Here is an 18,776-nt window from a genome sequence, read left to right as displayed (position 1 = left end):
GCGCGCGCCATGCGGCACAACCGTCCCATGCAGAGCCGAGGAACCTTCAAGCCGATGCGTCGATCCATCTCCCGTCTCGTTGCGCTGGGGCTTGTCTTCGGTTCTGCAGCCATAGCTCCCGCCTCCGCCCTCATCCCCGTGGCGGAGGCGGACATCGGCACCGACGAGGCCGGCGATGCCGCCAAGCGGATCGAGACCGCCGCTCTGGTGCGCGACCTGGTCGCGTGGGCGCGCGCGCAGGAAGACCCCGAAGCACTGATCGTCGCGGCACAAATCCTTGCCAATTCCAACATCGTGCTCGCCGCCGCGGATGACGCAACGCTCGAGATCGGGCAGGTCGAGCGCGAGGACTTCCCGATCATCGAACCGCTCACCCTGCTCGCCGAAGCGCGGGTGCTGGCCGACGACGATCCGGACATCCTCCAACGAATCCTCGATATGATCGCTTCCGAGTCGAAGGGGTTCCTGCCCCAGGCAATCGTCTACACGCACGATTTGAAAGGCAGCGGGCGGCTGGTCATGCGCGCCCGCGCCGAAGGGGGGCGGCCCGCGCTCGTCCGCGTCCGGGGCGACGGCGATGCCCGCCTCGAAATGGTGGTGCGCGACGAGGCGGGCCGCGAAGTTTGCCGCGATGCACCCGGTCGTGGAGAGCGCGGAGCCGATCTGGTATGCCGCTGGACGCCGACCTCGACGGGCAATTACCGGCTCGAATTGCTCAATCGGGATCGCGTGTGGACAAGGACGCTGGTGGTTTCGAACTAGGGGGATTGGAATGTTTCTTCGACGGATGGTCGCGGTGTTCGCCACGCTCTCGGTGCTGCTGGTACCCGGAGCACTTACCGCGCAGGACGACGGCCAACCCGAAGGCCGGATACGCGCGCTCGTCATCGGCAATGTCGGCTACGATCCGAGCAAGTATCAGGTCATCCAGTGGAAGCCGCTGGTCGGGGCCTACAACGATGCCGTGATGATCACGCAGAAGCTGCTCGACGAAGGCGTGTCGCGCGACGCCATCACGCTGCTGACCGATCCGCCGAGCGCCGAGCTGCGCGAGCAGAAGCGCGGGCTGGAGCTGTTCGAGACCGACATCGTCCCCGACGGTATCGGGACCCGTGACAACATCCTCGGCGCGCTCAAGCAGTTGGCGCTGACGACGCGGCCGGGCGACGAAGTGCTGATCACCTTCTCCGGCCACGGCTACCAGCAGCGCGAAATGGTCGCGGGCAACGAGCCCGACGGGCTCGACGAGATCTTCATCCCGCTCGACGTGCGCGACCCAGCGCCGGGCGATAGCGAGAAACGCCTCCCGGGCGCGATCACCGACGACGAGATCGGTGCCGCGATCGACGCGATCCGCGCCAAGGGCGGCAACGTTACCTATCTCGCCGATTACTGCCATTCTGGCGATTCGATGCGCAATGCGGGCGAGGACAGCGACCTGCCGCCCGCCGGCCTGCTCGCCGAGCCAAAATTCGCCGATATCGGCGATGGCGATTTCGTTCAGGACCTCGCGGTCGAAGCCTCGAAGGGCAAGCCCGGCTGGGGGTCGTTCGTGGCGATGATGGCGGCGCCCTCGGCGATCCAGGCCAAGCAGGAGCGTGCGCCCGGTTTCTGGCCGCGCGACGAGCAAAAGACGCTCGGCATCCTGACCGCCTACAGCTTCGCCAACCTCTCCAATCCGCAGGTCGTGACCTATCGCGACCTCGCCGCGCGGGTCGGTTCGAACTTTTCGGAATACGAGAAGAAGGCGCCGCGCCCGCTGTTCGACGGCGATCTGGACCGCCCTATCCTCGGCGGGTTGCTCAAATCGGCCAGCGATGAACGGCGCGACAGCTGGCTCGTCACCAAGCCGCGGCGCGACCTCGAGGCCGAGACGATGGCGGTCGCGAGCCTCGAAATGAGCGCCGGCGCGTTTCAGGGCGTGACCGAAGGCACGATCATCGCCTTGTCGAGCGTTCGCGGCGAAGGCGAGAAGGTGCTGCTTTACGGCCAGGTCGCAAGCACCACCGCTTTCACCGCCAAGCTCGTCCCCGTGTCCTTCAACGGCATCGACGCCGCGCAATGGCAGGATATCCGCGATGCAGATGGCGATCGTTTCAGCAGGGAGGCCAAACTGATTGCCACGGTCGCCCAGCGCCCGGTCGACGTCTCGTTCCGCGTTGCACGGCCCGCACCGCCGAGCAATCCCACGCCCGCGCAGAAGGTCGCGCTCGAATGGTTTGCGCAAACCGAACCTGGTCCGCTCGGCGCGACCTTCGTTGCTCCCGGGGAAGAGGCAGAGTTGGCCTTTCGTCTCGACGGCGACCGGTTGGCGATGGAAGAAGCCGGGACGCGGGTGACCGATTACGGCACGATGGACCTTGGCGAACTGATCGCACGTGGGGGCGAGGACGAAGTCGCGGGCGTGCTCGGCCCGGCGATCGTGCGCGCCGCGCGGTTTCATAAATTGCGCAAGGTCCTGGCCTCGAATGACGGGCTCGGGACGCAGGAAGACAACCCGGCCGAAAAGGTCGCGATACGGTTCCACCTGCTGCGGCAGGACGATCCGGTAGACGCCGAGGGCAATTGCAGGGTTCCCCCCGACGCCGGATTGGGCCGCGAGCAGGTTTCGCCGCTGTCTCGCCCGCTCGGCGAGAGCGGCTTCGCGACCTCCGACGGGCGGATCTTCCGCAAATGCGACATCCTGACGGTCGAGATCGAGAACGTCTCGAACGAGGAAATCTACGTCAACCCGCTCTATTTCACCTCCTCGGGGGCGATCTACTGGCGCGCGGCGCTGCGCGATCGCACCGATACGCGCTATCCGCCAGGGCGGAAGGGCACGTTCCACATCCAGTTCGCCAAGGCGATGGAAGCCCAGCGGCTGCAGGACGAATTGATCGTGCTGGTGTCCGAAGCGGGCGACGGCACCGCGGTCAGCTTCGCCCAGCTCGGCCAGGGCCCCGTGCTCGAGGCGGCTTCCAAGCGCGAGGCGCAAACCGCAGGCATGACACTCGCCGCCTCCACCCTGCGTTCGGGCCCGTCGCGCGGGATCGCGGTCGAGGACATCATCGCCTCGATCTTCGGCGGAGCCTCGCGCTCGGGCACGGTGGGCAAGGCGTCGGCGACGGGCGCAGTACGGTATGAATTCGGCATCCCGCCCGCCACCGACCAGTAAGGGTTCGAAAGACCTTCTAGAACGACCCGTTGATGTTGAAGCCGAAGATCGGCCCGATCAGGCGGTCGCGGCGTTCCTCGAACAGCACCGGGCTCGCGTCGCGTAGCCCGGTGTAGACCGTGCGGTCGCGATACTGCCGCGCGTCGAAGATGTTGGCGATATAGGCGCTCACGCGCAGCCCGAAGACGTCCTTGTGCTCGACGAACACGTCGGCGAATGTCGGACCTTCCCAATCTCGCTGTTGCTGGTCGCTGCGATAACGGGGCTGGTTGTGCGAATAGTTCGCGCTGAAACCATAGGCCCAGTCGCTGCCCGGGATATCGTGGCGCAGGCCGATGTTGAGCTGGGTGTCGGTGAACCCGCTCCACTGCCGAGCTTCGCCGGTGAAGGGATCGCGCAATTGCGATTCCTGCCAGACGAAGGTGACATCGCCACGCACGCCCTTGAGCCCGATGGGATCGAAGGTGATGGTCGAGTTCCAGACCACCGCCCGCGCCCAGGCGCTGTCGATATTGCCGACCGCTTCGCCACCGGTCACCGGCACGATGTCGACATAGTCCTCGACGTCGCGAACGATGAATCGGAACTGGGTCGAGCCCCATTCGCCCAGCTGCTTGTTGATTTCGCCCTCGTAGGACCAGTCCTGTTGCGGCCGCAGATCGTTGTTGCGGGCATTGCCGGTCCCGTCGTTGAGGTTCGCCCGGGCGAGGAAATCGAAGAATGACAGCTGCCCGACTCGGCGACTGACCTTGGCCGAGATTGAGAGGTCCTCGTACGGGTTCCACGACAGGGTGAAGGTCCCCTTGGGTCGGGTGAATTCGCGCGTCTGCATCGTCGTCCCGGTGGTCGTGATGGTCGAGTTTTCGGCTCCGGCGGTGAGCTGGAACGAGAGCTTGTCGGTCAGCGACCGGCCGAAACTCGCCATCGCCTCGTAGCGATCCTCGGACACGCCGCCGGTCCCACCCGGGAACGGGACTTCGACGAATTCGCCGCTCGCCGGGTCGAGCGTGAACAGGCCCGAGACGTTGTCGAGCGTGTTGAACGCCGCCTCGGTCGCGATCTGCGCATCGCCGCCGAACAGAGGGAAGCTGTATTCGGAGCGCGCAATCGTCTCGCCCGATTGCCCGTCGCGCGTGAAGCGGATGCCGTCGCTCGGCGTCGCGTCGAGAAAGTCGGTGGTGATGGTAGTCTGCGAGGGCTGGTCGTTGAAGCGGCGCAGGCCGATCAACTTGAGCCTTCCCGGCCCGAGCCCGAACTCGACGTCGCCGCCGATCTCGAAATTCCAGCTGTCGCTGCGATCGCGCACGAAGCGGTCGCGATCGGGCAGACCTCCGCCGGTGCGGAAGCCGTCCTCGTGGAAGCGCTGGTAGACGCGCTGGTACGAACCGTTGAGATGCGCGATCGTGTCGCCCGCCGGATCCCAGGTCAGGTTCGCCGAGACCTGCGGGCTGTCGTAATATGACAGGACGACATCGTCGCGCACTTCGGTAACGTTGCCGCCCGCATCGAGGATCAGCGTCTCGCCGCCTGCACCGCCACGGCCGCTATTGTTGTTGTTGAGCCCGAATTCATACGCCAGCTCGCCCGTCCTGCCCGACACCGAAACAGAACCTCGGGTCAGGAACGGATCGGTGAAATTGGTGCGGAATTGCGGCGACCAGCGGAACTGGCCCTTCAGCTCGTCGGCGCGGAACACGACATTGGCGACCTGCCCCGAAAGGCCGGGAATCTCGAGCGTCGCGCCGTCGACGATCTCGATCCGGGCGACGTTCCCCGCCGGGATGCGCGAGAGCTGGGCGAAAATATCGTCCGACTTGCTCGACGGGCGCGCGCCGTTGAACAGCACGTTCCCGGTCGCCTGGCCGAGCCCGCGCTGCTGGTCGCTGCCGCGGATCGAGAACCCCGGAACGCGGTTGAGCATGTCGAGCGCGTTGCTCGGCGCGTAGCGGGTGAAATCGGCCGGGGTGTATACCTGCGCGGTCGTGTCGTCGGCGGCGGACGCGGGCGCTTCCGTCGGTTCCGGAGGCGGAGCGTCGCTGGTTTCCTGCGCGTGGGCCGGAAAGGCGGCACAGGCGACGGCAAGTGCGAGCGTACTGGTCAGGGTCTTCATTATTCTCGTTCTCTCCCATGTGTGTCCCCCACATGCCCCTTGTCCCGCTCGCCGATTACGAATGTGGTCGGTCGCTGGCGCGGCCGGTTCGACCAACGACGTTCGTTATCGACAGATGTAATCGATCGGCCGATGAACGGCAGCGTTAGGTAGCGCAGTGCAACCGAACCGGCCGGCGCACCCAAACTGGTTTCAATTGAAATTATCTCTGGCCAGCACCGGTCTGGCGCGGCATTAGGAACCTCTGACAGGCTAGAGAGGTTGCACGCACGTGGACTATCAGACGGGATTCCTGAATCACTTCGCCACCGAGGCGGTCGATGGCGCGCTGCCGGTCGGGCGCAACAGTCCGCAAAAGCCGGCCTTCGGCCTCTACGCCGAACAGTTCTCGACCACCGCCTTCACCACCCCACGCGTCGAGAATCGACGCTCGTGGCTTTACCGGATGCGGCCCACAGCCGCGCACGGGAAAATGCGCAAGGCCGAAGAAGTCGGCACGCGCTGGCTGAGCTCGCCACTCGATTGCGCCATCGCCGACCCCAATCGGATGCGCTGGGATCCGCTCGCCCAGCCCGAAGGAGATGTCGATTTCATCGACGGCATGACGACCTATTGCGCCAATGGCGATGTCGCCGCCTGCGACGGGCTCGGCGTGCACCTTTATAGCTGCAACGCCTCGATGAAAGACCGCGCACTGCAGGTGTCGGATGGCGAAATGCTGATCGTGCCGCAGCAGGGCACGCTGCACCTCACCACCGAGTTCGGCCGTCTCGACGTGCCACCCGGCCATATCGCGGTGATCCCGCGCGGCGTGCGCTTCGCTGTTGCGGTCGACGGTCCGAGCGCAGGCTACGTTGCGGAGAATTACGGCGAGCCGTTCCGCCTGCCCGATCTCGGCCCGATCGGCGCCAACGGCCTTGCCAATCCGCGCGATTTCGAAGCGCCGGTCGCGTGGTACGAGGATCGCGATTGCACCTTCACCGTGGTCCAGAAATACCAGGGCCATTTCTGGACCGTGACGCTCGATCATTCACCGTTCGACGTGGTCGCATGGCACGGCAACACGACGCCCTGTCGATACGACCTCGCGCGTTTCAACACGATCGGCACGGTCAGCTTCGACCATCCCGATCCTTCCATCTTCACCGTCCTCACCAGCCCGAGCGCGATCCACGGCACCGCCAATTGCGATTTCGTGATCTTCCCGCCGCGCTGGATGGTGGCCGAGGACACGTTCCGCCCGCCCTGGTTCCATCGCAACGTGATGAGCGAGTTCATGGGGCTGGTGCACGGCGAATACGACGCCAAGGAAGGCGGCGGCTTCGCCCCGGGCGGGGCCTCGCTCCACAACCAGATGAACGGCCACGGGCCCGATGCGCATTCGACGCAGAAGGCGATGGAGGCCGACCTCGAACCTCACAAGATCGACGACACGCTTGCCTTCATGTTCGAATCGCGCTGGCCCTTCAGGCTGGCGCGGCAGGCGTGCGAACTGCCCGGCCGGCAATCCGATTACGACGATTGCTGGACCGGCTTCCCCAAAGCGGAGCTTCCATGACTGTTATCACCGACCACACCCACGATCTCGACGCCCGTTCCTGGGTTCTCGGCAGCGAAAACCATCCGGATTTCCCGATCCAGAACCTGCCCTTCGCGATCTTTTCCAGCGGCGGCTCGAAGAAGCGCGCCGGGGTCGCGATCGGCGACATGATCCTCGACCTCGAGGCAGCGGCCGACCACATGGCGGACGATGCGCGCAAGATCGGCGAGTTGGGCAACCGCGCCAATCTCAATGCGCTGTTCGCTTGTGGATCGAAAGCAATGACGACGCTGCGCCATGCGATCTTCGAGCTGCTGACCGACGGCGGCAAGCAGGCGGCGATCGAACCGCTGCTCTATCGCGCGAGCGAGTGCGAACTGCACCTGCCGTTCGACATCCGCGACTACACCGATTTCTACACTGGGATCCACCACGCGACCAATGTCGGCAAGCTGTTCCGACCAGACAACCCGCTGCTGCCGAACTACAAATATGTGCCGATCGGCTATCACGGCCGCGCCAGCTCGGTGCGCGTCTCGGGCAGCGAGGTGACCCGTCCCAAGGGCCAGACCAAGGCGCCCGACGCCGATGAGCCGAGCGTCGGCCCGACCAAGCGCCTCGATTACGAACTCGAAATGGCGGTCTGGGTCGGCAAGGGCAACGCACTGGGCGAGCCGATCGACATCGCCGATGCGAAGAACCACATCGCGGGGATCGGCATCCTCAACGACTGGTCGGCGCGCGACCTGCAGGCGTGGGAATACCAGCCGCTCGGCCCGTTCCTCGCCAAGAGCTTCCACTCCACGGTCAGCCCGTGGATCGTGACGCTCGACGCGCTCGCGCCGTTCCGGGTCGCGCAGGACGCGCGCCCCGAAGGCGATCCGCAACCGCTCGACTACCTGTTCGATGACGACGACCAGGCCACCGGCGCGCTCGACGTGCGGATGGAAGTCCATCTCTCGACTGCCAAGATGCGCGAGAATGGCGAGGTTCCACACTGCCTGAGCACCGGGCCGATGACGGCGATGTACTGGACGGTGGCGCAGCTCATCACCCACCATTCCTCGAACGGGTGCGACCTCAACCCCGGCGACCTGCTGGGCACCGGCACGCTGACCGGCGACACGCCCGACAGCGTCGGCTCGCTGCTCGAGATCACCAATGGCGGCAAGGAACCGCTGACGCTGCCCAATGGCGAGACGCGCACCTTCCTCGAGAACGGCGACGAGATCGTGATGACCGCTTATGCGGAAAAGGACGGCGCGGCACGGATCGGCTTCGGCGAATGCCGGGGCCGGATCGCGGCCGGCCCGATGGGCTAAGCGCCTCCTTCAATTGCCTTCGCGTACCCTTGCGCGTATAGGACCGTCTTCGCCCCGGCCCCGCTAGACCAGCGCGCCGGGGCGTCGTGTTTCACGAATGCCGAGGACCACCTGCATGTCGCGTCGCCGCCAGATCTACGAAGGCAAGGCCAAGATCCTGTATGAAGGCCCCGAACCGGGCACGATCATCCAGTATTTCAAGGACGATGCGACCGCCTTCAACGCCGAGAAGAAGGGCACGATCAACGGCAAGGGCGTGATCAACAATCGCATCAGCGAGCACATCTTCACACGGCTGTCGCATATCGGCGTGCCGACCCACTTCATCCGCCGCCTCAATATGCGCGAACAGCTCGTCCGCCAGGTCGAGATCGTGCCGATCGAAGTCGTGGTGCGCAATGTCGCGGCGGGCTCGATCTGCAAGCGCCTGGGCATCGAGGAAGGCCAGCCGCTGCCGCACACGCTGATCGAATATTACTACAAGGACGACGCGCTGGGCGATCCGCTGATCGCCGAGGAGCACATCGCCTGCTTCAACTGGGCGGGCCACGAGGAAATGCAGGACATCGCCGCAATGGCGATCCGCATCAACGACTTCATGTGCGGGATGTTCGCCGCGATCGATATCCGCCTGGTCGATTTCAAGCTCGAATTCGGGCGGCTGTGGGACGGCGATTTCAGCCGCATCATCCTCGCCGACGAGATCAGCCCCGACGGATGCCGGTTGTGGGACATGGAATCGGGCGAGAAGCTCGACAAGGATCGCTTCCGCCGCGATCTCGGCGGCGAGAGCGAGGCCTACCAGGAGGTCGCCCGCCGTCTCGGTCTGCTGCAGAACGAGGATGGCGGCCCGGGCGAGGTGCTCGACATGAGCCACGCCCGCTCGCGCCTGCGCCCGACCAAGAAGTAGCCGTTCGGCGGCCCATGCCGCCGTTCATCGCATAGCGGGTTGAACCGACGGCGCTTTCCGGCATGGTACCACCATGCTGAAACACCTGTTTGCGTCCGTCGCGCTTCCCGCGCTCGTCTCCCTTGCCACCGTCGCAACCGCCCAGTCGCAGGATGCGGCGGCCGTCGCCTCGGTCACTGCCCCCGCCGAGGATGGCGATTCCGACTGGGCATTCGAGGAGAGCGATATCCCTGTCGATCCGGGCTTCGTTTTCGGGCGGCTCGACAACGGCATGCGCTACATCATCCGCCAGAACGACACGCCCGCCGGCCAGGGCCTCGTGCGGATGCATATCGAAGCCGGCGCGATCGACGAGCGCGAGGGCGAAAGCGGCTATGCGCACTACCTCGAGCACATGGCCTTCAACGGTTCGACCAACGTGCCCGAGGGCGAGATGGTCAAGCTGCTCGAACGCAAGGGGCTGGCCTTCGGCGCCGATACCAATGCGCAGACCGGTTACGACCACACGCGTTACAAGCTCGACCTGCCGAACAATAGCGAAGACCTGTTAGATACCGCGCTGATGCTGATGCGCGAGACCGCCGGCGAACTCACCTTCGCGCCCGAGGCGGTCGATCGCGAGCGCGGCGTTATGCTGGCCGAAAAGCGCGATCGCAACAATTTCGCCTATCGCAACGGCCGCGACGGGCTGGAATTCGCCTATCCCGGCTCGCGCCTCAGCCGGAACGAAATCGCCGGCACGGTCGAAGACCTCGAAAATGCGACATCCGAAAGGCTGCGCGCCTTCTGGATGCGCGAATACGTTCCCGCCGCCACCACGCTGATCGTGGTCGGCGATTTCGACCCGGCGATGGTCGAAGCGAAAATCCGGGCAGAATTTTCCGACTGGCAGCGCGAAGGCGCGGTCGACCAGGCCGATTTCGGCCCCGTCAATCCCGCGCGCGCCGGGCTGACCGACATCTACCTCGATCCCTCGCTCCCCGAGATCGTCGATTTCTCGCGTCACGGTGCCTATGTCGACGAGCCCGACACGATCGCCCGGCGCAAGGAAAACACCTTGCGCAGCATCGCCTACGGCATCATCGCGCGCCGGATCGCGCGGATCGCGCGGTCGGAGGACCCGCCGTTCCGCGGTGCCGCTTTCTCGACCTCGGACGTGTTCGATGCGGGCCGCACCACTTCGCTGGTGGTCCAGACCGTCGACGGTGAGTGGCAGCGCGGCGTCGATGCGGTTGTGGGCGAATATACCCGCGCGATGGCGTTCGGCTTTACCGAGGCCGAAGTCGCCGAACAGGTCGCCAATCGCCGCAACGGGCTCGAAACCGCGACCGCCAATCAGGACACCCGCAGCAATGCGACGCTGAACGGTGCGGCGGTCGCGCTGGTTCAGAGCGAGATCGTGCCCTCCGAACCGGCCGACGGTCTCGCGCGCTTCAACAGTTTCGCCGACGAAATCACGCCCGAGACGGTGCTCGCCGCACTCAAGCGCGATGCGGTGGCGCTCGACGATCCGCTGATCCGCTTCGTCGGCAAGAGCGCGCCCGAAGGCGGTGAGGCCGCGCTGCGGGCCGCCTGGGACGCGGCGATCGCCCGCGCGCCCGAACCGCTCGAGGAGGAAGCCGTTCTCGTCTGGCCCTATACCGATTTCGGCACGCCCGGCGCCGTCGTCTCCGACACCCTGACCGAGGAGCTCGATATCCGCACGCTGCGCTTCGGCAACGGCGTGATGCTCAACCTCAAGCAGACCGATATCGTCGACGACCAGATCCTCGTCCAGGTCAACATCGACGGTGGATCGCTGCTCGACACCAAGGAGGATCCGCTCAAGACCCAGCTGGTCGGACTGATGACGCAGGGTGGCCTCGGCGCGCTCACCCTCGACGAATTGCAGACCGCGCTCGCGGGAAGGAGCGTGGGCAACGCCTTCGGCCTGACCTCGGATACCTTCGTGTCCTATGTCGGCACCAAGCCGCGCGACCTCGAACTGCAGCTCCAGCTGCTGGCCGCATACCTCGTCGATCCGGGCCTCCGCAACGATCCGGTCGTGCGGTTCCGCGCCGGCCTCGACGATGTCTTCGCGCGGCGTTACGCCACCCCCAGCGCCGCCTACGGTACCGGGATCGGCCGCATCCTTTCCGACGGCGATCCGCGGTTTACCGCGCCCGAAAAGGAGGCGTTGATGGCACTCGATTTCGAGCAGCTGGAAGCGGCGATCGGCGATCGCCTCGAGAACGGCGCGATCGAGATCGGCGTGGTCGGCGATTTCGATGCGCCGGCGGTGATCGATGCGGTCGCCGCGACATTCGGCGCACTGCCGCAGCGCGAAGTGGAATTCCGCGAGGATTTCGGCATTCGCGAGCGTAGTTTCACCGCGACCCGCGGGCCGGTCGTAATCGAGCACGAGGGCGAGGCCGACCAGGCGCAGTTGCGGTTCATCTGGCCGACCGCCGACGACAGCGACTTCGAGCGCGACATGCGCCTGTCGTTGCTCGCGCGGGTGGTCGACATCGTGCTAACCGACACGCTGCGCGAGGAGCTCGGGCAAGCCTATTCGCCCTTCGCGGGGAGCAGCACCTCGCGCATCTATCCCGATTACGGGACTTTCCTCGCGGGCGCCTCGCTCGAGCTGGCGCAGCTCGAGGCGGGCCGCCAGGCGATCATCGCCGCGATCGAGGGCCTGCGCGCCGCGCCGGTCGATGAAGACCTGCTCCAGCGCGCGCGACAGCCGCTGCTCGAGAATTACGACAATGCGCTCAAGACCAATGGCAGCTGGATGAGCCTGGTCGCCGATGCACAGCGCAATCCGCGCGACCGTGAGCGGTTCCTCCAAGGCAAGGAGGTCGCCCTCGCGATCACCGGCGAGGAGCTCCAGGCGCTGGCGATCGAATATCTCGATCCGGCACGCGCGGTGCAGGTCGAGGTCGTTCCCAAGCCTGCGGCGGACTGAGCGAGACGTGCAAAGCCGCGTGGACAGGAGTCAGGGGCCGATTGCGCTGAGCAGCCGCTCTGCTACAGGGCGCGGCAAGCAGTCGATGGAGCCCCGCCAATGAAAGTCCGCATCTTCGTCCGCCTCAAGCCCGGTGTGCTCGACCCCCAGGGCCGCGCCGTCCATCATGCCCTCGAAGGGCTCGGTTTCGACGGTGTCGACGATGTGCGGATCGGGCGGATGGTCGAATTGGACGTCGCCGACGACACCAGCGACGAAGCACTCGACAAGATGTGCGCGCAGCTGCTCGCCAACACGGTGATCGAAGATTACCGGATCGAGAAGGTCGACTGATGGCGTTCCGTTCAGCCGTCGTCACCTTCCCCGGGTCGAACTGCGATCGCGACATGGCGGTCGCGCTCGAGCAGGTATCGGGCACCGCGCCGCAGCGGGTCTGGCATGGTGATGCCGAACTGCCCGAAGGTCTCGACTTCGTCGCACTCCCCGGCGGGTTCTCCTATGGCGACTACCTGCGGTCCGGCTCGATGGCCGCCAACAGCCCGATCATGCGCAGCGTCAAGCGCGCCGCCGAACGCGGCGTGCCGGTGCTCGGCGTGTGCAACGGCTTCCAGGTGCTCGCCGAAGCCGGGCTGCTGCCCGGCGCGCTCATGCGCAATGCGCAGATCACCTTCGTCTGCCGCGACGCGACGCTCCGCGTCGAAAACGCGCAATCGCTGTTCACTTCGGGTTACGAGGCGGGACAGGAGATCGTGATTCCGGTCGCGCACCACGACGGCAACTACTTCGCCGACGACGAGACGCTCGACCGGCTCGAGGGCGAAGGCCGAGTCGCGTTCCGTTATCTCGAGAGCTGCAACGGCTCGGCGCGCGACATCGCCGGCGTGCTCAACGCGGCAGGCAACGTGCTTGGCATGATGCCCCACCCCGAACGCGCGATCGACCCTGCCCACGGCGGGACCGACGGTCGAGCCCTGTTTGAAAGCGCTGTGCGGTCACTCGTGGACGCTTGAGCCTCTTTCCTAGTCAATCGAACGCCGGATACGGCTCATCCGGGTCGATTGGCTTCGCGGCATGAGCGGTGGCGTGCAGCTGCAGGCCAGTGGGCTGCTGCGCTCCAGTCCAGCACCGATTTCGTGATCGAGCGTCAAGCGGACACGACCGAGAGGGACGTCCGCAGTCCAATCAGGCCAAGGCAAGGGCGACTGCCCGCCCGCAGCGGCTTCGTAGCGAAGCGGAGAGAACCGCCGCGGTGACGTTAGCCCGGATGGGCGTGCGGTAAGAAAGTCAGGCCGCCGCGCCCTGGGCCGGGGTACGATCGTTCGAGAACAGCGCACGGGCATCGGCGGCGGGCATCGGACGACCGTAGTAGAAGCCCTGGATCTTGGTGCAGCCGAGCTTGCGCACCATGGCGAGCTCTTCTTCGGTCTCGACGCCCTCGGCGGTGGTGGTCATGTCGAGGCTGTCGGCCATCGCGACCACCGCACGAATGATCGCGAGACTTTCCGGATTGTCGACCGCAGCACCCTGAACGAAGCTGCGATCGACCTTGATCGTGGAAAAGCGCATCTTGCGCAGGTAGCCGAGCGAGGAATAGCCGGTCCCGAAATCGTCGAGCGCGACCCCGCAGCCGAGCGCCATGCACTGCTCGAGCGTGGTGCGCGCGGCGCTGTCGTCGCGCACGAAGATGCTTTCTGTGACTTCGATCTCGAGTCGGTTCGGGGCCAGCCCGCTGACCGCCAGCGCATTGACGACCGAAGCCGAGAAATTGGGATCGAGCAGCTGTTCGCCCGAGACGTTGACCGCGACGCGAATGTCGTCGGGCCAGGTCATCGCCTGGATGCACGCTTCCTGCAGCACCCATTCGCCGATCGGAACGATCAGGCGGGTATCCTCGGCCAGCGGGATGAACTTGCCCGGGCTCACGAAGCCGTGTTCGGCGCTGTTCCAGCGCACCAGCGCTTCGAAGCTGAGCACGTTTTCCTTGTTGGCGTCGACGACGGGCTGGAAGTTGAGCGTCAGTTCCTCGCGTTCAAGCGCGCTCCGTAGCGCGAATTCGAGCTGGCGGCGTTCCTCGGCCGATGCGTGCAGCGATGGCTCGAACGTATAGTGCTTGCCGCCGCCCTCGTCCTTCGAACGGTACAGCGCGAGGTCGGCGTTGCGCATCAGCGTCTCGACCGTCTTGCCGTCGCGGGGGCCGATCGCCGACCCCACGCTCGCGCCGACGAATAGCGTGTGATCGTCAACCTCGTAGGGCTGCGACAGCCGCGTGATCACGGTCTGGGCGATCCGGTTCACGTGGCTAAGGTCGGAAGCGTCGCGGATGACGATCGCGAATTCGTCCCCGCCGAGTCGTCCGCAGGTCTCGTTCTCGCTCATCAGTTCCTGCAGCCGTTCGGAGACCATCGCGAGCAGCTTGTCGCCGACCAGGTGGCCGAGCGTATCGTTGACCGCCTTGAAGCGGTCGAGATCGATCATCAGGAACGCGCAGCGCGTGCGCCATTGCGCCGCGAAACGGAGGGCCCCGCCCAGGGCCTCGGTGAGGCACATACGGTTGGGCAGTCCGGTGAGCGTATCGTAACGCGCCATGTAGGCGATTTTCTCGCTGGACTCGCGCTGCTCGGTCACGTCCGACCCGACCCCGCGGAACCCGTCGAAATTGCCGTTCTCGTCGAGCTTGGGAGTGCCCGACAATTCCCACCAGCGATCTTCACCGTCGATCGTGACCTTGACCAACAGGTCGGAAAAGCTGTCGCGGCGCTTGAGGCGCTCGGCGAGATCGTGGAGCGAACTGTGGAACTGGCCGCTTTCCCAGTTCGAGCCAGCGATGAGTTGGACCAGCGGCAGGCCGTCGATGTCCTTCGATTCGCGGCCCATCGCATAGGCGAAGCGCGGCGAAACCGAACGCACCCGGCGGGCGGTGTCGATTTCCCACAGCCAGTCGCCCTCGCCTTCCTCGAATTCGCGCAGCAGCATCGAGACGACTTCGCTCTTTTCGGCAACGCCGGCCTCGGCGATCCGCGCCGCCAGGAAGCTGCGCGCAGAGCCGATCGTCCCGATGGTCACGAGCGGGACATAGACGACAGTCAGCACGACCATCTCCCACATTCCGTTGTAACCGAAACCGGCGGCCGCCACGGTGCCGACGAGCAGGCCGAACAGCACCGTCCCGAGCGGAACCGCCGCAAGCGTGATCGCATTGGCAGTCAGCAGCAGGACGATGATCGCCCACAGCTCGAGTTGCGCCTCGACCCCGGCGAACGGTCCGAAGGCGGCAACCGGCACCACCCAGGCGGCTGCGGTCGCAAGCGCGCCGCGTGCGTGATTCTCGATTTCCTGCTTGTTGATGCGACGCTTGTCGGCATCGCGCATGCCGATGTCCTTGCGCCAGTTGAAGAACACCGCAGCACCCAGCACCGCGAGCCAAGCCATGATCGCGTAGCGGTTGCCGATGTTCCAGAACACCGAAACGGTCGCGGCGGCGGCCAGGGCATGGAACAGGACGCGGGCAAGGGCGATCCGGGGCAGGCAGGCATATTGCAGCCCGCGCAGCCACTCCCACCCCTCACCGGCCGGTTGCTTGAGCCCAAGCACTGCCAGCGAGGAGAGGCTCTGCGGCAGCTTCGCCGAGTTGTGTTCCCGATCCTTCACAGGCTGCGCGATAGCAAAAAACCGTTAGCGGAGCGTAAAGGACTTCTCAAACAATCGAAAAAAACCGGCGTATTTTCAGGCGATTAACCATTTCTATTCGACGGTGACCGATTTTGCGAGATTTCGCGGCTGATCGACGTCGGTACCTTTCGCCACGGCCACGTGGTAGGCGAGCAGTTGCACCGGCACGGCATAGACGAGCGGTGCGATCAGCGGATGGACGCGCGGCATCTGGATCGTCGCCATGCAGCCCTCGCCCGCCTCGGCGATCCCTTCGGCATCCGAAATCAGCACGATCTTGCCGCCGCGCGCGGAAACTTCCTGCATGTTCGACACCGTTTTTTCGAACAACGGGCCAGAGGGCGCGATGACGATCACCGGCACGTTGTCGTCGATCAGTGCGATCGGGCCGTGCTTCATTTCGCCCGAGGCATAACCCTCGGCGTGGATGTAACTGATTTCCTTGAGCTTGAGCGCGCCTTCCATCGCCAGCGGATAGTCCTGCCCGCGGCCGAGATAGAGAACGTCGCGCGCCGGCGCAATCAGCGGCGCCATGGCAGCGATATCGTCGTCGCGATCGAGCGCAGCGTTGAGGCAGGCCGGGGTTTCGAGCAGGTGGTCGACGATTTCCTGTTCCTGGTCGCGGGACAGGCGCCCGCGCTTGACCGCCATATGTGCCGCGAGCGCCGCCAGGACTGCCAGCTGGCAGGTGAACGCCTTGGTCGAGGCGACGCCGATCTCGGGGCCCGCATGTGTCGGCAGCAAAACGTCGGCCTCGCGCGCCATGGTGCTGGTCGGTACGTTGACGACCGCGCCGATCGTCTGGCCGTTTTCCTTGCAGTGGCGCAATGCGGCGAGCGTATCGGCGGTCTCGCCGCTCTGCGAGATGAACAGCGCCAATCCGCCCGGTTCGAGCACCGGCTCGCGGTAACGGAACTCGCTCGCGACATCGATGTCGACCGGCAGGCGGGCGAACTGTTCGAACCAGTATTTGGCAACCAGGCCGGCATAATAGGACGTGCCGCAGGCGACGATCGTGACGCGTTCGATCGCGCCGAGATCGACATCGAGCTGCGGCAGCGCGACCGAGCGGTTTTCCTGGCGGACGTAGGATCCCAGCGTCTGCGCGACGACGGTCGGCTGTTCGAAGATCTCCTTGAGCATGAAGTGACGATATTCGCCCTTCTCCATCGCCGCGGCCGACGCGCCCGACTGCTTGACCTCGCGCTCGACCGGGTTGTTCTCCGCGTCGTAGATCGTCGCACCGTCGCGCTCGATCACCACCCAGTCGCCTTCCTCGAGATAGGCGATCTGCTGGGTCAGCGGCGCTAGCGCCAGCGCGTCCGAGCCGAGATAGGTCTCGCCGTCCTCGTATCCGACCACCAGCGGCGAGCCGAGCCGCGCGCCGATCAGCATGTCGGGATGCGACTTGAACGCAACTGCGATCGCGAAGGCACCGCGCAGGCGCGGCAGGACCGATTTGACCGCCTCCTCGGGCGAGGCGCCGTTCTCGACCTCTTCGGACAGCATGTGCGCAACGACTTCGCTGTCGGTCTCGCTTTCGAAGGTGCGCCCCTTGGCGCGCAGTTCCTCGCGCAGGCTGCGGAAATTCTCGATGATGCCGTTATGCACCAGCGCGACATGCTCGGTGGCGTGCGGATGCGCGTTGTTGGCGGTCGGCGCACCGTGGGTGGCCCAGCGGGTGTGGGCGATCCCGATATCGCCAGGCGCAGGATTGTCGGACAGTTCGGCGACGAGGTTGGAGAGCTTGCCCTCGGCCCGGCGGCGGATCATCTCGCCATTGTCGAGCGTGCAGATCCCGGCGCTATCATAGCCGCGATATTCCATCCGCTTGAGCCCGTCGACGAGCCGGTCCGCAACCGCGCGATTGCCGACGATACCGATGATTCCGCACATGGATTATTCCTCTCTCAGAGCGTGTAGGGAATGCGCACACCCGGCATCGCCCGGGGGAAGGCGAGGGTGTTTCGCGTGATGTAGATCCGACCGGTGACCTGCGCGGCGGCGAGCCCGATCGCGTCGCCGAGTGCCATCTGGGGGTTCTGTTGCAGCAAGGACGCACCGCGGCGGGCGACGTCCTCGCCCAGCTCGACGACCTTGAAATTGTCGATGAAGGCTTCGACCCGCTCGGAATCGTCCTTCGCGCCGGCAAGGATTTCGGTCCAGCCAAGCCGGGTGATCCAGCGTTCCGGATGCTTGATAAGCTCGGTCCGCGCATCGGGGAGGCCGACCAGCGCGTCGACCAGGATCGCGCTGTCGAACAGCACGCCGGTCATGCGCCCTTCCCGTTGCGGATACGGCGTTGATATGCCTGCCCCTCGCCGACATCGCTGCGATCCCGCCAGATACCGAAATATTCGTCGATCGCGCGCCGCGAGGAGCCCAAGCGCATCTGCGCGACCGCCTCGCGCACCAGAGCCGTGCGCGACACGCCGAGTTCCTCGGCGCGGCGATCGAGCCACTTGATATCGTCGTCGGGAATCTCGACCAGCGTGCGCATGGCCAGGCTGATATCACGCTATGATATCATGTCAATCGGTGAAGAGCGTGTCCTGCTGTTCGGCAAAGCGCTCGGCCATCGCGACGCTGACCGGGCGGGCAGCTTCGCCGGCGCAAGGCAACGAGGATATCCTGCGCTCGCCGCGATAGACATATGCCCCGTCTTCGAACCTAGGATCGTTCGGCTCGCCTGGCGTGAAATTGGTCCGGATCACTCGGCTGTAGATCACGTAACGGACGTCGCCGCGCGCGAAGCTCAATTGCGCCTCGCCGCCACCGGAATAAGGCACCGAGGCCCATTGCATGCCGCGCTCGTCGAAACTGGTCGGCCAGGCGAGCTCGGGCGGTTCGTCGCCCTGCCCGAAACGGTACTGCGCGTATTGGCGGCCCTGCTCGTCGCGCTGCACGCACACCGCGATGGTGCGTCCGTCGCGTATGGTGCAGCTGAAGATCGTCGCTTCGGTTTCGGCGCAGGCCGAGGTGGTGGGGTGGTTTGCCGGGGAGAGGGTCGAATCCTGTTGCGGCGCGGCCTCGGCCATTGCCCCTTCCTCGCCTGTCTCTATCACGGTTTCGGCGTCCGACTTATCCGCGTCGGATGTATCGCAGCCCGCCAAGGCCAGCA

General features: G+C 65.4%; 14 protein-coding genes. 8 read left to right on the top strand and 6 right to left on the bottom strand.

The genetic code is table 11. From position 1 onward, the window contains the following. Positions 1–54: 54 nt before the first annotated feature. On the top strand, positions 55–762 hold the full coding sequence (locus tag T8S45_RS02320; RefSeq protein ID WP_188641447.1) for a hypothetical protein: 708 nt from the start codon (positions 55–57) through the stop codon (positions 760–762). Positions 763–772: 10 nt separating this feature from the next. Then, positions 773–3,157, top strand: coding sequence for a caspase family protein (locus T8S45_RS02315; protein WP_322294521.1), 2,385 nt, complete (start codon positions 773–775; stop codon positions 3,155–3,157). A gap of 16 nt (positions 3,158–3,173) precedes the next feature. Here T8S45_RS02315 and T8S45_RS02310 read toward each other — a convergent pair whose 3' ends face one another. Continuing rightward, positions 3,174–5,267 carry a TonB-dependent receptor plug domain-containing protein gene (locus T8S45_RS02310; RefSeq protein ID WP_322294520.1) on the bottom strand — a complete coding sequence of 698 codons (2,094 nt, stop codon included), beginning with the start codon at positions 5,265–5,267 and terminating at the stop codon, positions 3,174–3,176. Between the two features lie 271 nt (positions 5,268–5,538). On the opposite strand from T8S45_RS02310, the gene hmgA reads away from it, so the two are divergent. The 6 genes from hmgA (at position 5,539) to purQ (ending at position 12,996) form a co-directional block, all read left to right on the top strand. Further along, on the top strand, positions 5,539–6,825 hold the full coding sequence (gene hmgA / locus T8S45_RS02305) for a homogentisate 1,2-dioxygenase (protein ID WP_322294519.1): 1,287 nt from the start codon (positions 5,539–5,541) through the stop codon (positions 6,823–6,825). Then, positions 6,822–8,129 (top strand): fumarylacetoacetase, encoded by a 1,308-nt coding sequence (gene fahA / locus T8S45_RS02300; RefSeq protein ID WP_322294518.1) that lies wholly within the window; start codon positions 6,822–6,824, stop codon positions 8,127–8,129. The genes hmgA and fahA overlap by 4 nt, the downstream gene beginning before the upstream one ends. 115 nt (positions 8,130–8,244) lie before the next feature. Continuing rightward, entirely contained in the window at positions 8,245–9,039 is a 795-nt protein-coding gene (gene purC, locus T8S45_RS02295) for a phosphoribosylaminoimidazolesuccinocarboxamide synthase (protein WP_188641442.1), read from the top strand. A gap of 73 nt (positions 9,040–9,112) precedes the next feature. Next, positions 9,113–11,986 carry a M16 family metallopeptidase gene (locus T8S45_RS02290; RefSeq protein WP_322294517.1) on the top strand — a complete coding sequence of 958 codons (2,874 nt, stop codon included), beginning with the start codon at positions 9,113–9,115 and terminating at the stop codon, positions 11,984–11,986. A 99-nt stretch (positions 11,987–12,085) separates the two neighbouring features. After that, a complete protein-coding gene (gene purS, locus T8S45_RS02285; RefSeq protein ID WP_322294516.1) occupies positions 12,086–12,319 on the top strand; it encodes a phosphoribosylformylglycinamidine synthase subunit PurS in 234 nt (77 codons plus the stop codon). Next, positions 12,319–12,996 (top strand): phosphoribosylformylglycinamidine synthase subunit PurQ, encoded by a 678-nt coding sequence (purQ, locus tag T8S45_RS02280; protein WP_322294515.1) that lies wholly within the window; start codon positions 12,319–12,321, stop codon positions 12,994–12,996. Before purS ends, purQ begins: the two co-directional genes overlap by 1 nt. 274 nt (positions 12,997–13,270) lie before the next feature. Here the strand turns inward: purQ and T8S45_RS02275 are convergent, their stop codons facing one another. The 5 genes from T8S45_RS02275 to T8S45_RS02255 form a co-directional block, all read right to left on the bottom strand. Then, positions 13,271–15,634, bottom strand: a complete 2,364-nt coding sequence (locus T8S45_RS02275; protein WP_322294514.1) for a putative bifunctional diguanylate cyclase/phosphodiesterase — start codon at positions 15,632–15,634, stop codon at positions 13,271–13,273. Positions 15,635–15,727: 93 nt separating this feature from the next. After that, the gene (glmS, locus tag T8S45_RS02270) at positions 15,728–17,551 is read right to left on the bottom strand and encodes a glutamine--fructose-6-phosphate transaminase (isomerizing) (protein ID WP_188641438.1); all 1,824 of its coding nucleotides are present in this window, start codon (positions 17,549–17,551) and stop codon (positions 15,728–15,730) included. Positions 17,552–17,565: 14 nt separating this feature from the next. Beyond that, positions 17,566–17,931 (bottom strand): PIN domain-containing protein, encoded by a 366-nt coding sequence (locus T8S45_RS02265; RefSeq protein ID WP_188641437.1) that lies wholly within the window; start codon positions 17,929–17,931, stop codon positions 17,566–17,568. After that, complete coding sequence (locus T8S45_RS02260) at positions 17,928–18,155, bottom strand: ribbon-helix-helix domain-containing protein (protein ID WP_322294513.1); 228 nt, start codon at positions 18,153–18,155, stop codon at positions 17,928–17,930. The genes T8S45_RS02265 and T8S45_RS02260 overlap by 4 nt, the downstream gene beginning before the upstream one ends. A gap of 31 nt (positions 18,156–18,186) precedes the next feature. Continuing rightward, on the bottom strand, positions 18,187–18,693 hold the full coding sequence (locus tag T8S45_RS02255) for a hypothetical protein (protein ID WP_322294512.1): 507 nt from the start codon (positions 18,691–18,693) through the stop codon (positions 18,187–18,189). Positions 18,694–18,776: the final 83 nt, after the last annotated feature.

It is taken from the genome of Pseudoblastomonas marina (assembly GCF_034374265.1).
GTDB classification, from domain to species: Bacteria; Pseudomonadota; Alphaproteobacteria; order Sphingomonadales; family Sphingomonadaceae; genus Alteriqipengyuania_A; species Alteriqipengyuania_A marina.
This window is presented reverse-complemented; position numbering and strand designations above follow the sequence as displayed.